The sequence below is a fragment of the Ruminococcus sp. RTP21358st1_G6_RTP21358_211008 genome, assembly GCF_040908885.1.
Lineage (GTDB): Bacteria > Bacillota > Clostridia > Lachnospirales > Lachnospiraceae > Blautia_A > Blautia_A faecis.
Window position 1 is genome coordinate 1 of sequence record NZ_JBDGDM010000025.1, and the last position, 14,260, is coordinate 14,260.

The window sequence follows — 14,260 nt, forward strand, 5'->3', positions numbered from 1 at the left end:
TGATTTTGGCATGAAAAATACCTCCAAAGTAACAGATTTTTATATTTAATCTGTCTACTTTAGAGGTATCATATCATAACGTACTAATGGCGGCTGTTTTGATGAAACTTAAATAAATTGACCGAAATCCCGTCTGGGAGTATAATTGTGTCAGAAAAGTGAAACAGTAAAAATCCCCATAAAAGCCAAAGTTCCCCCCTCTGTTCAAGGCCTTCCAGATAAGGTAAAATGAAGATTGCAAAGTGGGAGATCATTACAAAACGGATTTGTTGCTTATTTGTGACATCACTATATATGAGAGTCAGCTGTAGAGCGGGACTTTCACAGGATATTACAGTATAAAAGGAGAAAACAGAAATGGCAGTTACAGAGAATAAATATCAGCTTGGAACAGCTGAAAATCAGAAATTTCTGCAGGATGTTAGAGATGGCTTATTAAGCTTCGGACATCAGTTTCCGTCACCAGGAGGAAGCTCCTATTATCTTGGAGATGACGGCACTCCCTGGAAAGACCGTAACCGTGAAACCTGGATCACAAGCCGTATGACACATGTGTACAGCATTGGTTCCATGCTTGGACATGAAGGCAGCGAGGCATTGGCTGATGCAGCGTTGAAGGGGCTTAGAGGCGAGCTTCACGATGATCAAAATGGTGGTTGGTATGCAGGTCTTACAAAGGACAATGAAATTGTTCCAACCAAGCAGTGCTATGCCCATGCATTTGTAATTCTGGCAGCTTCTTCCGGCGTGTTGGCCTGCAGAGAAGGGGCAGCAGAGCTTTTGAAAGATGCCTTGGCACTTTATGATCTGAGATTCTGGAACGAGGAAGAAGGACTTTCCTGTGATACCTGGAACACAGAATTTACAGAGCTGGATTCCTATCGAGGCTTGAATGCAAATATGCATACCGTTGAGGCGTTTCTTGCCGCAGCTGATGTGACCGGGGATGAGAAATATCGCGTACGTGCAGGCAGGATCATCGACCGTGTTCTGATATGGGCAAAGGACAATAACTGGCGTATACCGGAGCATTTTTCCAGTGACTGGGTACCGGATCTGGAATGCAACAAAGACCGCCCGGACGACCAGTTTAAGCCATACGGCGCAACTCCGGGACACGGAATTGAGTGGGCAAGACTGATCACACAGTGGGCGCTTTCTACATATAAAGAGGACAAGGCTGGCGCAGCACCTTATATTGAAGCTGCAGAGAATCTGTATAACCGTGCAGTTGCTGACGCATGGAATGCAGACGGTGAACCGGGAATCTGTTACACAACAGACTGGAACGGCAAACCTGTAGTCCATGACAGAATGCACTGGACTCTTGCAGAAGCAATCAACACCTCTTCCGTTCTGTTCCATGTAACAGATAATGAGAAATACGCAGCAGATTATGCAGAGTTTATGAAATATCTGGATGAGAAAGTTCTGGATCACGTAAACGGTTCCTGGTTCCACCAGCTGGACAGAGAGAACAATCTTCTGGAGACCGTATGGCCTGGAAAGGCTGATATTTATCATGCACTGCAGGCTACATTGATTCCATATTATGCTCCCGGTCTGTCCATTGCAGTGGCAGTGAAGAAGCAGGCAAGATAAAACAAAAATATTTTGTAACTAAGAAGGTTCTGACCAGGTACAGTGGTAAAATTAATGGGGAGGCTTTGCCTCCCCATTTTGGACTTATTAGGTAAGTCAGTGAAGTCTGGAACGTAAGCGGACATTTCAAACACTCACGGTAAACTTCATTCATCCCACCCATCATACAACCGGATGTTCACCTGGATATTTCTGACCACATCCTCATCTTCTAATTCCATATCATCTGGATCTGTGATCGGAGGCAGCTCTGGAACTTCTTCGGAGAGCTCTACAGAAATCCAGTCGAATGCAGCAGCGTTAGCGCTTTCGATAGCTTCGTCTAAAGTGTCTCCTTCTCCGAAGCAGCCTTCCAGGTCTGGGAAAGTTCCCTTATAACGACCATCTTCGGTTTTCTTAAAAACAGCAGGATATATAAATTTCATGATAAACCTCCCGAAAATAAAAATAACATATTGAAAATTAATTTCAATTATAAGCGTTTGAGCTGGTAAATACAAGATAAGAAAAAACTTGTATTTAAGAAAATACGAAGCGAGAAAAGACGTGGCAGCGGAGCCAAAAAGAATCTAAGAAACAGGATTGTCAAATATAGGGGAAAATGATATTCTTACAGCAAGAGACTTTAGAGCGTGTTTGAAAAATCATTCCCGCAATCTGCACGCCCCACTTTGCGGTATATTTCACCCGAATTCGGTTGCCGTAGCCCGCTACGGCGCCCTCATCCGAGCGAAATCTCCCACAAATTGTGACGCACATCTTGCAGAAAGCCTTTTTCAAACACGCTCTAGCCGGTTCGGAACTGAAAGAAAATGGCGCGGCTTTATAGAAATATACCTGCCGGAGGTGAAATCTTGGAATTTCAGCATGAATTGATCATACCAAACGAAGGTCTTCCTTTCAAAATCTTTTTATTTGAAGGCGGACACGGCAATTACGAAAGAGAAAAACACTGGCATACCTCAATTGAGATTTTTGCAGTGCTAAAAGGCAGACTGACTTTTTTTCTTAATGAAGAAGAGTACCCCCTGGAGGCTGGCGGGCTGATCATCATCAATTCCAATGAGATCCACTCCATTCACGCCCCCAGGAAAAATGAGACTGTGGTTTTGCAGATTCCACTAAAGCAGTTCGAAAAATATTTTACTGCCCAGCGGTTTATCCGATTTACAAGTGCAGCCCGTGTAGCAAAGGATCAGAAGTCCAAGGCTCCGGATAACCGGAAGCTGGCATTTTTTATTGAGGAGCTTTATAAGGTGTACCGTGCCCGTGAAGAAGGATGGGAGTACCGGACTATGGCACTGTACTACAATATTTTGTACCTGATGGTAAGGGATTATCGTGAGACCGAGGCTGCACAGGAGGAAATTCAGGATAGCCGACGACTGGATGCTTTGTCAAAAATTACCACTTATATGCGTGAGCATTATACAGAAGAACTGAAACTTTCTGAGATGGCAAATTTATTTGGCTATTCAGACGCTTATTTGTCGCGAATGTTCAAAAAGTATGCAAAAATCAATTTTAAGACTTATTTACAGGAAATTCGCATGTCTTATGCATGTCGGGAACTGATGAATACAGAGAAAACAGTGAGCCAGATTGCCCTGGACAACGGCTTTGCCAGCAGCAGAGCCTTTTCCAGAGAGTTTCAGAAGAAATATAACAGACTTCCAAGCGAAGTAAGACAAAAATTTAATACAACTCCAAAAGAATAAAATGTCAAAAAAGTGCTATAGATAAGACAAGAAAACCGTCGTAAAGCATACCAGAATATGGTATGCTTTTTTCATGCAGAAAGAACCAGGGCAGACTGAGGTCAGCAGCTGGTTCGGGAATCTTGAGTATGAGCATGTTGGACTGCTGTGAGAGTGGCAGATAGCAGCCATGTCCGCATTCTGATATGCGCAAAAGGAGGTTAATCGTGAAGATTCAGAAAGTAACAGATCCGGCATTCCGTAAATATGGACAGGTGCTGGAGGGATACGACTTTACAGGTCTTATCAAGGAGATGAAACACACTCCGGTTCCAGAGGACGTAATCTATGTTCCATCTGTTGAGGAGCTGGAGGCACTGGATATTATGAAGGACCTGCAGAATAAGGGATACGGCGGGCTGCCGGTCCAGATCGGATACTGCAACGGCCATAACAAGAAGCTGAATGCAGTGGAGTATCATCGTAATTCCGAGATCAATGTAGCGGTTACAGATCTTGTCCTTCTTATCGGACATCAGCAGGACATTGAGCCGGATCATACCTATGATACATCTAAGATCGAGGCATTCCTTGTACCGGCAGGAACCGGAATCGAGGTATACGCTACCACACTTCACTACGCACCATGTCATGTGAATGAGGGCGGTTTCCAGTGTGTTGTTGTACTTCCGAAAGGAACTAACACAGACCTTACTTTCCAGACTGAGAAGACGGGAGAGGACAGCTTGATGACAGCCAAGAACAAATGGCTGATCGCACATGAGGATGCGAAGATCGCTGGCGCATTTAATGGTCTGAAGGGTGAGAATATCACAATTGACTGATAAAATAATTCATAGTTGCTCATTTTTTTTCAGAAGATAAACCGACACGTTGTTGGGGGGTAACTACTAAAGTCTGTTTGAAAAATGAATATTGAGACCTGAGGAGCTTACATAGCTACCACAATTGAAAGTTTCTTAAAAAATTAAAATATGGAGGAATACCTATTATGAACAATATACCAGTAGTAAAACTTGGATTAATCGCAGTAAGCCGTGACTGTTTCCCGATTCAGCTTTCTGAGAAGAGACGCGCAGCTATCATGGACGCTTACAAGGGTGAGCTTTATGAATGTCCAGTAACTGTTGAGAATGAGAAAGACATGGAGAAGGCTCTCGAGGATGTAAACAAAGCTGAGTGTAATGCACTTGTTGTTTTCCTTGGAAACTTCGGACCAGAGACTCCAGAGACCCTGATTGCTGAGAGATTTGACGGACCTTGCATGTATGTAGCTGCTGCTGAGGGCGATGGCGATATGATCAATGGTCGTGGTGATGCTTACTGCGGTATGCTGAACTGCTCCTACAACTTAAAGATGCGTCATCTTGAAGCTTATATTCCGGAATATCCGGTTGGAACTGCAACTGACATTGCTACCATGATCGCTGACTTCGTACCAGTTGCACGTGCCGTTATCGGTGTTCGTAACCTGAAAATCATTACCTTTGGACCACGTCCACAGGACTTCTTCGCATGTAACGCACCGATCAAAGGACTCTATGAGCTGGGCGTTGAGATTGAAGAGAACTCTGAACTTGACCTTCTGGTTGCATACAAAGAGCATGAGAACGATCCTCGTATCCCGGAAGTTTGTGCAGATATGGCGAAGGAGATGGGCGAGGGCAGATACTATGCTGACCTTAGTGAGAGAATGGCACAGTTTGAGCTTACTCTTCTTGACTGGGCTGAGGCTCACAAGGGAGCAAGAAAATACGTTGCATTTGCTGATAAATGCTGGCCTGCATTCCCGTCACAGTTTGGATTTGAGCCATGCTATGTAAACAGCCGTCTTGCTGCAAGAGGAATCCCGGTATCCTGTGAGGTTGATATCTACGGAGCTCTTAGCGAGTACATCGGACTTTGCATTTCCAATGACGCTGTTACACTGCTTGACATCAACAACTCCGTTCCTCAGTACATCTATGATGAGGATATCAAGGGCAAATATGATTATAAGCTTACCGATACATTCATGGGCTTCCATTGCGGAAATACTCCGGCCTGCAAGATGTGCGATTCCAGAGCTGTTAAATATCAGCTGATCCAGCACAGACTTCTTGAGCCGGAAGGATCTGAGCCAGATTTCACAAGAGGAACTCTGGAGGGAGATATCGCTGCTTCTGATATTACATTCTATCGTCTGCAGTGCAACTCTGAGGGAGAGCTTGTTTCTTATGTTGCAGAAGGTGAAGTTCTTGACGTACCTACAAGATCCTTTGGTGGTATTGGTATCTTCGCAATCAAAGAGATGGGAAGATTCTACCGTCACGTACTGATCGAGGGCAACTACCCGCATCACGGTGCAGTTATGTTCGGACATTATGGAAAGGCATTCTACGAAGTAGTGAAATTCCTTGGACTTGATGTTAAGAAGATCGGTTACAACCAGCCAGCTGGTGTAAGATATCCTACAGAGAATCCATGGGGCTAATGCTTAAATAAACAGTAAGTAATTGCTGTGTACAAAGTTGAGAGCAATGTAGAATGATTGCTTCTTGCTTAAAAAGCAGGGAGGGACGATTTGAATAGAATTATAGGCGTATATAGAAACGGCCGTACCACTTTATGCGGTACGGCTGTTTTTAGAATAGGCGGGCAGAGCATTCTAAGAGGGTTCTGGCCGGAAAGCCTAGAAGGAACGCCTAAGGCATGAACTTAAGGAGGATAAAAATGTATTTTATCGGTGTTGATCTTGGTACTTCCGCAGTAAAACTTCTTCTTATGGAAGAATCCGGAAAAATCTGTAATATCGTATCAAAAGAATATCCATTATTTTTCCCGCATCCGGGCTGGTCTGAGCAAAATCCGGAAGACTGGTATACCCAGAGTATGGCTGGTATGAAAGAACTGACAGAGGGCATTGACCGCTCCCAGGTTGCCGGAATCAGCTTCGGCGGACAGATGCATGGACTGGTAACTTTAGATGATCAGGATCAGGTAATTCGTCCTGCAATTTTGTGGAATGACGGACGTACTTCTGAAGAGACAGATTATCTGAATAATGTGATCGGAAAGGACAAGCTTTCCCAGTATACTGCAAATATCGCATTTGCAGGCTTTACTGCTCCGAAGATCCTGTGGATGAAGAAAAATGAGCCAGAGAAATTTGCAAAAGTTGTGAAGATCATGCTTCCAAAGGATTACCTGGCTTATCGTTTAAGCGGCTCCTTCTGCACAGATGTATCTGACGCTTCAGGTATGCTTCTTCTGGATGTAAAGAATCGCTGCTGGTCTAAAGAAATGATGGAAATCTGCGGTGTGAAAGAGGAGCAGCTTCCGAAGGTTTATGAGAGCTGGGAGGTTGTTGGAACACTGAAGCCAGAGGTTGCTAAAGAGCTTGGCTTCTCTGAGAATGTAAAGGTTATCGCTGGTGCTGGAGACAATGCGGCAGCAGCTGTTGGTACTGGAACAGTTGGTGATGGACAGTGCAATATTTCCCTTGGTACTTCTGGAACTGTATTTATTTCCAGCAAGAATTTTGGTGTAGATGAGCACAATGCCCTTCATTCTTTCTGCCATGCAGATGGAAGCTATCATCTGATGGGATGTATGCTCAGCGCTGCTTCCTGTAATAAATGGTGGGCCGAGGAGATTCTTGGAACGAAGGACTTCGCAGCAGAGCAGGCGCCTATCCAGAAGCTTGGTGAGAATCACGTATTCTTCCTGCCATACCTGATGGGCGAGCGTTCCCCACACAACGATCCAGATGCAAGAGGCGTATTCTTCGGCATGTCCATGGACACCTCAAGAGCAGATATGACTCAGGCTGTATTGGAGGGAGTTGCTTTCGCACTTCGTGATTCTCTGGAGGTTGCAAAGAGTCTTGGAATTAAAATTGAGCGTACCAAGATCTGTGGCGGTGGTGCAAAGAGCCCGCTGTGGAAGCAGATTATTGCAAATGTTATGAATATTAAGGTTGACGTTCTGGAAGTGGAAGAGGGACCATCCCTTGGCGGTGCTATGCTGGCAGCAGTAGGATGCGGTGTTTATCCGGACGTTGAGACTGCTGGCAAGAAGCTTGCAAAAGTAGTGGATACTGTAGAGCCTACTCCAGAACTGGCTGCGAAATATGAGGAGAGATACCAGAAGTTCAAAGAACTGTATCCGGCTATGAAGCCGCTGTTTAAGAATCTGTAAGAGATATAGCAAGGCGGACAAAATTTGGTTTAAAACAGATTAATAGAATGGTGATTGTGTTGAATGTGAAATAATTAACACAATCACCATTTTTGTATAGTCATGATTCTATAAAACAAATTTCTCCAGAACTTCTGCAACACCATCCTCATTGTTAGTGCGTGCAGTGATATAATCCGCAGACTCTTTCACGCCATCTGGTGCATTTGCCATGGCAACGCCAAGGGCAGCATAGCGGATCATGGAGAGGTCATTGAAACCGTCGCCGATAGCGATAGTTTCAGCGGGGGTGAAATCGTAGAGCTTACCAATGCAATCAATAGCTGCAGCCTTTGACACCTTACTGCTGAAGAACTCCAGATAGAAGGGCTTGGAGGTGCAAAAAGTTACGTTATGAAAATGAGCTGTTTTCCGTAGCTCTTTTTCTATTTGCTGAATTTGGGAAACATCGTCATACCAGAGAATTTTCGTAATCCCCTGCGCCAAAAGCTCGTCGATAGATGGCATGAGAAGGGGCGTTACCTTGGTAGCCTGGCTGTATTCCTGAATCCGGTTATTCAGCTTGTTCCCATATAATCTATTGTCCGACCAGATGCACATGGTAGTATCATAGTTCAGTCCTGCTTCCAGAATCAGACGCGCATCGTCAGCTTTCAGCTCCTGTCTATACAGAACGCGTCCGTCAGCAGAATCCAGGATCATAGCCCCATTATAAGTGATCACAGGTCCCTGAATGCCCAGCTGTTTCTGATAGCGCTCCACTCCCTGAATGGGGCGCCCGGTGCAAATGGAGAAAATCAGTCCCTGCGCGGCTGCCTGCCGGATTATTTCGATGGTGTATGGTGTAATTTCGTTTTTGTCATTTAATAAAGTACCGTCCATGTCGGCGGCTGCAAATTTATAGATCATAGTGCCTCCTGGAATATATGGTAAATTAGTTTTGTGAGCTGAAATGTCCCTCGCAGGCAGAGTATCCTGCTGGTTATATTTTCTTATTATAAAACGAAGATAGTGCAGGAATCAATCACTTTGAATGGTTACATGTGAAGATTCACATGGATTTCGGGAAAAGATGCCTTGATTTCGGCATTTAAGAGAATTGTTTTTTTGTTTGCAAAATGGTAAAATAATTGGGTGCTGTAAAAGCGGAGACAGGCAGGCTGAGATTGTGAAACAGTCATGCCTTTGGGACTTTTACAAAAATGAAAAATAGAAAAGTGATGAGGTGTAAAGCTATGCAGGAAATGAAGCCAGTTAAAGAAGGCAAAGTACGCGAGATTTACGACAACGGAGACAGCCTGATCATGGTTGCGACAGACCGTATCAGCTGTTTTGATGTGATCCTGAACAACGAAGTGACGAAGAAAGGCACTGTTCTTACACAGATGTCCAAGTTCTGGTTTGATATGACCCAGGATATCCTGCCGAACCACATGATTTCTGTTGATGTAAAAGATATGCCGGAGTTTTTCCAGCAGGATAAGTTTGACGGAAACAGCATGATGTGCCGCAAGCTGGATATGATCCCGGTTGAGTGCATCGTTCGTGGATATATCACTGGAAGCGGCTGGGCAAGCTACCAGAAGAATGGTACAGTTTGCGGAATTACTCTTCCGGAAGGTCTGAAAGAGTCTGACAAGCTGCCTGAGCCTATTTACACACCTTCTACCAAGGCTGAGATCGGCGACCACGATGAGAATATTTCTTTTGAGCAGAGCGTTACCCATCTTGAGAAATACTATCCGGGACATGGTCAGGAGTATGCAGAGAAGATTCGTGATTACACCATCGCATTATATAAAAAATGTGCTGAGTATGCTTTAAGCAAAGGTATTATTATTGCAGATACCAAATTTGAGTTTGGACTTGATGAAAATGGTAATATTGTTATTGGTGATGAGATGCTTACACCGGACAGCTCCAGATTCTGGCCGGCAGATGGATATGAGCCAGGTCATGGCCAGCCATCCTTTGACAAGCAGTTTGCCCGTGACTGGCTGAAAGCAAACCCGGACAACGACTGGACTCTTCCACAGGAAATCGTGGACAAGACAATCGACAAATATCTCCAGGCATATGAGATGCTTACAGGGGAGAAGCTGAAATAAGTAATATACATAATACTGCCAGGGCGTCTGTCCCTGGCAGGCTGATAAAATCCTTTATTTTATTTTCAAAGGATACACTTTGCTTGTATGTAAAAAGCGCCCGGGAGTTTGGGTCTCCCGGGCGTTGATTTTTGTGAGCAACGTGCCAAATCCATGTTTACACGGAAACCTGGCTGACATGTAAAAATCAGAACAGTCCTGTGATCTTACCTGTTTCGTCTACATCGATTTTCTCAGCAGCCGGAACCTTTGGAAGACCTGGCATGGTCATGATCTCTCCTGTGAGGGCTACGATGAAGCCTGCACCTGCAGAAATCTTCAGGTTACGAACAGTTACTTCAAAGCCTGTCGGAGCACCAAGCTTGGTCTGGTCATCTGTTAAGCTGTACTGTGTTTTTGCCACACAGATCGGGCAGTTTCCGAATCCAAGCTCTTCCAGCTGTTTTGCCTGCTTCTGAGCATTAGCTGTAAGAACAACTCTCTTACCGCCATAGATTTTCTGAACGATCTGGTTCAGCTTATCTTCGATAGAGCCTTCAAGCTCATAGGAATATGTGAAGTCGTTTGGCTCTTCAACAAGACGGATTACTTCCTCAGCTAATTTAATACCGCCTTCGCCGCCTTTTGCCCATACTTCAGAAAGTGCAACATTAACGCCAAGCTCTTTACATTTTGCTTCTACCAGGTCAAGCTCTGCCTTGGTATCTGTCGGGAATGCATTGATTGCAACAACACATGGAAGCTTGTAAACATTTTTGATGTTGCTTACGTGTTTCAGAAGGTTTGGAAGACCTTTCTCAAGAGCCTCAAGGTTCTCATTGTTAAGATCAGCCTTCGGAACGCCGCCATTGTATTTCAGTGCACGGACAGTAGCAACGATAACAACTGCATTTGGTTTCAGACCAGCCATACGGCATTTGATATCAAGGAATTTCTCGGCACCAAGGTCAGCACCGAATCCAGCCTCTGTGATGGTGTAATCAGCAAGCTTCAGAGACATCTTGGTAGCGGTTACGGAGTTACATCCGTGAGCAATGTTTGCGAATGGTCCGCCGTGAACGATTGCAGGTACATGCTCCAGTGTCTGAACAAGGTTTGGTTTCAGAGCATCTTTCAGAAGTGCTGTCATAGCACCCTCTGCATGAAGATCACCAGCTGTTACCGGTTTCTGCTCTGACGGTTTGCCATATGTATAACCGATGATGATTCTGGAAAGTCTTTCTTTCAGGTCTTTGATATCACTTGCAAGACAGAGAACAGCCATGATCTCGGAAGCTACCGTGATGTCATAGCCGTCTTCACGAGGCATACCGTTTGTTCTTCCGCCAAGTCCGTCTACTACATTACGAAGCTGACGGTCGTTCATATCTACACATCTTCTCCATGTGATCTTACGTGGGTCGATGTTAAGAGCATTGCCCTGGAAAATATGGTTATCGATCATTGCTGCAAGAAGGTTGTTTGCTGCGCCGATTGCGTGGAAGTCACCTGTGAAGTGAAGGTTGATATCTTCCATTGGAACTACCTGGGCATATCCGCCGCCTGCTGCACCGCCTTTTACACCGAATACCGGTCCAAGGGATGGCTCACGAAGAGCTACCATAACGTTCTTGCCAAGCTTCTGCATAGCGTCTGCCAGACCAACTGTAGTAGTGGTTTTTCCTTCTCCGGCAGGAGTCGGGTTGATAGCGGTAACCAGAATCAGTTTGCCATCTTTCTTATCTGTTTCTTTCAGAAGATTGTAGTCGATTTTTGCTTTGTATTTACCATACTGCTCAAGATATTTGTCCTCAATACCTGCTTTAGCTGCAATCTCAGTGATTGGTTTCATTTCACATTCCTGTGCGATTTCGATGTCACTTTTAAACCCCATAATAAAAGCTCCTTTCGTTGTGTAAGATTAAATGGTTTTTATATGACCGCTTCTTAAAAAGACAACGGTATTTCCCTCATGTCAGAGGTACCTCCCGGTAAAAAAAGGGCAGTATCTGATGATTCAAATACTGCCCAGACGGTCGGCTGGAAATTACTGCCTATGCTGTCTGCAAAATATGGTGCAGCAGCTGTAAACAGTAATCCTCATGATCTGCTCCTGAAGTCCCTGTGGTTAACTCCACGATCCGTCAGTATTCAGAAGCTTTTCAATTGATGTGTTCATTGTATCATTAAAAAAACATTTTGTCAATAAATTAACAGACAGCATTATTGTCAAAAAAGACGATGTATATTTGTGAAAAATAACAAATGCTTTGAACGTGGATAAAATCTACCCGAATTGAAAAATACAATCTCCGCTTCTGACTTCATAAAAATTTTATGACTTGGATAGTTGCGTATGAGGGCAAGTATTGTTAGAATAGAAAATGCACAGAGCCTGTTTGAAACAGGATAATGATTCGTGGTTTTATATAAGAAAGGTTGAATAATTGAATGAATAGAACAGAATTTCTGGATACATTGAGAAGTCAGCTGTCCGGACAGATGCATGAGGGTAAGGTGGCGGCGCATGTGCGTTACTATGAAGATTATATTCAGTCACAGGTACGTAGTGGACGCGATGAGCAGCAGGTTCTTGATGAACTTGGAGATCCCAGGCTGATCGCCAGGACTTTGCTGGATACAGATGTGGATAACGGGCAGCTGGATTATGAGGAGTACAGCACCTATTCGGATGACGCACAGAATACCCAGAGCTCCAGCCGGAATCATGTACATGTATGGCGGTTTGATACCTGGTACAGCAAACTTCTGGGCGTGGTGATCCTGCTGATAGTCGTCTTTTTGCTGTTTCATATTCTGGTGGCAGTGATTCCGTTTTTTGCGGTACTGGCGTTGATTTTGTTTATTGTGTCACTGATAAAAAATCGGAATTAACATGATACTATGAACGTCACGAACGGCAGATGCGGGAGTGTCGCAGGCGCACAGCAGCTGATTTTCATATATAGAGATGTCGCCGATAGACGACATGTCCGTTTTGTAACAAAAAAATGTCGGACATGCTTTAGAGAATCATATGTTACTGTTCACTCCGTTCACAGTAACGCGCTTCGCGATGCACAGAAATCATGCATTCGCATGATTTCGCGCCGCAATTCTCGGGTTTTCTGTGAACTTTGTTCACAAAAAACGCCTCGCGGAACGTGACCAGTGAACAGTAACAATCATATTCAGCAAGGTTTCTTCTGAGCAGGAACGAGTTACAGTTTTGTTGAGATCGTGATATAAAGTATGGACATTATAGAATATATTCAGGGAAGGATTTAAATGAGCAGTATAACAATAGAAGAATTAAAAAAGTTACCAGCGGAGTCCTATCAGATCATTGATGTCCGCGACGAGATTGAGATTTCCCATGGCGCTGTTAAGGGGGCTTTGGCCTGTAAGCCAGAGGAAATCATGGAGAATCCGGAAGTGGATAAGACCAGAAAACTGGTTATTTGCTGCAGCCGCGGAATCAATAGTAAAGAAATCGCTAAGAAGCTCGAGGAAGAGGGGCTGGATGCAGTAAGCCTTGAGAAAGGGTACATTGCCTGGCTTATGGATGCCATGAAGAGTTCACAGGACGAAGATTTTGTGAAAAATGTGGAGATCAGTCTTCGCAAGAAATTTAAGAAAAAAATCTGGTCCAGGTTTACCAAGGCAATCAATACTTACGAGCTTGTGAAGCCGGGAGATAGGATTGCAGTCTGTATTTCCGGCGGCAAGGACTCTATGCTGATGGCAAAGTGCTTCCAGGAACTGAAGCTTCATAATAAATTTGATTTCGAGGTGAAATTTCTGGTTATGGATCCGGGCTACAGTCCGGCCAACCGTCAGGTAATCGAGGAAAACGCCAGAAGGTTAAATATTCCTATTCGTATTTTTGAGTCTGATATTTTTGAGTCTGTATTTAATGTGGAGAAATCTCCTTGTTATCTTTGCGCAAGAATGCGCCGCGGGCATCTCTATGCTTTTTCAAAAGAAATGGGTTGCAACAAGATTGCACTGGGTCACCACTATGATGATGTGATTGAGACCATTCTTATGGGCATGCTTTACGGTGCCCAGGTACAGACTATGATGCCCAAGCTTCACAGCACCAACTTTGAGGGAATGGAATTGATCCGTCCATTGTATCTGGTGCGGGAGGATGATATTAAGGCATGGCGTGACTACAATGATCTCCATTTTATTCAGTGTGCATGTAAATTTACAGATACCTGCACTACCTGCAATAACGAAAATCGCTCCAAACGTGTAGAAATCAAGGAACTGATCCGTGACCTGAAAAAGGTGAATCCGTTTGTAGAGGGCAACATTTTCAAGAGCGTAGAGAATGTAAATATTGATACAGTTGTGGGATATAAACAATATGGTGTGAGACATTCTTTCCTGGAAAATTATGATGGGGAGCCCGGTTCTGCCTCTGAGAATGCTGCTGATGCAGTAGAGTAACAGAGAGAAAATGTGGATTTTAGACCTGCACACTCGGATCTACATCCTACGCGATTGGTATAGTTATTTACGAAACGATGTATTAGTAAAAATATTGAGCCAAGGTCAATGCTGCATGTGACCTTGGCTCGTTTTTTGTCGGGGATGAAAAGAGAAGCGCTATAGATATATTGGAGTATTTATTTTCCGATTTTTCCGAGAAGCCATACACAAAGA

Annotated in this window: 14 protein-coding genes; 10 read left to right on the forward strand and 4 right to left on the reverse strand. The window is 44.2% G+C overall.

Translation table 11 applies throughout. From position 1 onward, the window contains the following. The first annotated feature begins 357 nt into the window (after window positions 1-357). Window positions 358-1,602 carry an AGE family epimerase/isomerase gene (locus AB5Z12_RS11205; RefSeq protein WP_173717582.1) on the forward strand — a complete coding sequence of 415 codons (1,245 nt, stop codon included), beginning with the start codon at window positions 358-360 and terminating at the stop codon, window positions 1,600-1,602. A gap of 146 nt (window positions 1,603-1,748) precedes the next feature. On the opposite strand, the gene AB5Z12_RS11210 is transcribed toward AB5Z12_RS11205, so the two are convergent. Together AB5Z12_RS11210 and AB5Z12_RS11215 are read right to left on the reverse strand one after the other, a co-directional pair. Further along, window positions 1,749-2,027, reverse strand: coding sequence for a type II toxin-antitoxin system HicB family antitoxin (locus AB5Z12_RS11210; RefSeq protein WP_118581811.1), 279 nt, complete (start codon window positions 2,025-2,027; stop codon window positions 1,749-1,751). Between the two features lie 160 nt (window positions 2,028-2,187). Further along, window positions 2,188-2,361, reverse strand: a complete 174-nt coding sequence (locus AB5Z12_RS11215) for a DUF6783 domain-containing protein (RefSeq protein ID WP_319017296.1) — start codon at window positions 2,359-2,361, stop codon at window positions 2,188-2,190. Here AB5Z12_RS11215 and AB5Z12_RS11220 point away from each other — a divergent pair. The 5 genes from AB5Z12_RS11220 to xylB all read left to right on the forward strand — a co-directional run bounded on the left by AB5Z12_RS11220 (window position 2,281) and on the right by xylB (window position 7,499). Further along, window positions 2,281-2,478, forward strand: a complete 198-nt coding sequence (locus AB5Z12_RS11220; protein WP_319017295.1) for a DUF6783 domain-containing protein — start codon at window positions 2,281-2,283, stop codon at window positions 2,476-2,478. The two genes, AB5Z12_RS11215 and AB5Z12_RS11220, sit on opposite strands and share 81 nt — an antisense overlap. Continuing rightward, window positions 2,457-3,320 (forward strand): AraC family transcriptional regulator, encoded by an 864-nt coding sequence (locus AB5Z12_RS11225; protein ID WP_173717509.1) that lies wholly within the window; start codon window positions 2,457-2,459, stop codon window positions 3,318-3,320. Before AB5Z12_RS11220 ends, AB5Z12_RS11225 begins: the two co-directional genes overlap by 22 nt. Window positions 3,321-3,526: 206 nt before the next feature. After that, entirely contained in the window at window positions 3,527-4,144 is a 618-nt protein-coding gene (locus AB5Z12_RS11230) for a DUF4867 family protein (RefSeq protein WP_226815961.1), read from the forward strand. A gap of 167 nt (window positions 4,145-4,311) precedes the next feature. Beyond that, complete coding sequence (locus tag AB5Z12_RS11235; protein WP_118581802.1) at window positions 4,312-5,793, forward strand: L-fucose/L-arabinose isomerase family protein; 1,482 nt, start codon at window positions 4,312-4,314, stop codon at window positions 5,791-5,793. Between the two features lie 239 nt (window positions 5,794-6,032). Next, entirely contained in the window at window positions 6,033-7,499 is a 1,467-nt protein-coding gene (gene xylB / locus AB5Z12_RS11240; protein ID WP_118581799.1) for a xylulokinase, read from the forward strand. A 108-nt stretch (window positions 7,500-7,607) separates the two neighbouring features. Here xylB and AB5Z12_RS11245 read toward each other — a convergent pair whose 3' ends face one another. Then, window positions 7,608-8,408 (reverse strand): Cof-type HAD-IIB family hydrolase, encoded by an 801-nt coding sequence (locus tag AB5Z12_RS11245; RefSeq protein ID WP_173717511.1) that lies wholly within the window; start codon window positions 8,406-8,408, stop codon window positions 7,608-7,610. Window positions 8,409-8,734: 326 nt separating this feature from the next. On the opposite strand from AB5Z12_RS11245, the gene AB5Z12_RS11250 reads away from it, so the two are divergent. Further along, window positions 8,735-9,607 (forward strand): phosphoribosylaminoimidazolesuccinocarboxamide synthase, encoded by an 873-nt coding sequence (locus AB5Z12_RS11250; protein WP_173717512.1) that lies wholly within the window; start codon window positions 8,735-8,737, stop codon window positions 9,605-9,607. A gap of 187 nt (window positions 9,608-9,794) precedes the next feature. Here AB5Z12_RS11250 and AB5Z12_RS11255 read toward each other — a convergent pair whose 3' ends face one another. Further along, complete coding sequence (locus tag AB5Z12_RS11255; RefSeq protein ID WP_195379501.1) at window positions 9,795-11,480, reverse strand: formate--tetrahydrofolate ligase; 1,686 nt, start codon at window positions 11,478-11,480, stop codon at window positions 9,795-9,797. Window positions 11,481-11,558: 78 nt separating this feature from the next. Between AB5Z12_RS11255 and AB5Z12_RS11260 the strand changes: the two genes are divergently transcribed. The 3 genes from AB5Z12_RS11260 to AB5Z12_RS11270 all read left to right on the forward strand — a co-directional run bounded on the left by AB5Z12_RS11260 (window position 11,559) and on the right by AB5Z12_RS11270 (window position 14,044). Further along, window positions 11,559-11,756, forward strand: a complete 198-nt coding sequence (locus AB5Z12_RS11260) for a hypothetical protein (RefSeq protein ID WP_302672221.1) — start codon at window positions 11,559-11,561, stop codon at window positions 11,754-11,756. A 281-nt stretch (window positions 11,757-12,037) separates the two neighbouring features. Beyond that, on the forward strand, window positions 12,038-12,481 hold the full coding sequence (locus tag AB5Z12_RS11265; RefSeq protein ID WP_118581793.1) for a DUF1700 domain-containing protein: 444 nt from the start codon (window positions 12,038-12,040) through the stop codon (window positions 12,479-12,481). 393 nt (window positions 12,482-12,874) lie between these two features. Beyond that, entirely contained in the window at window positions 12,875-14,044 is a 1,170-nt protein-coding gene (locus AB5Z12_RS11270; RefSeq protein ID WP_148461774.1) for an ATP-binding protein, read from the forward strand. The last annotated feature ends 216 nt before the right edge of the window (window positions 14,045-14,260 follow it).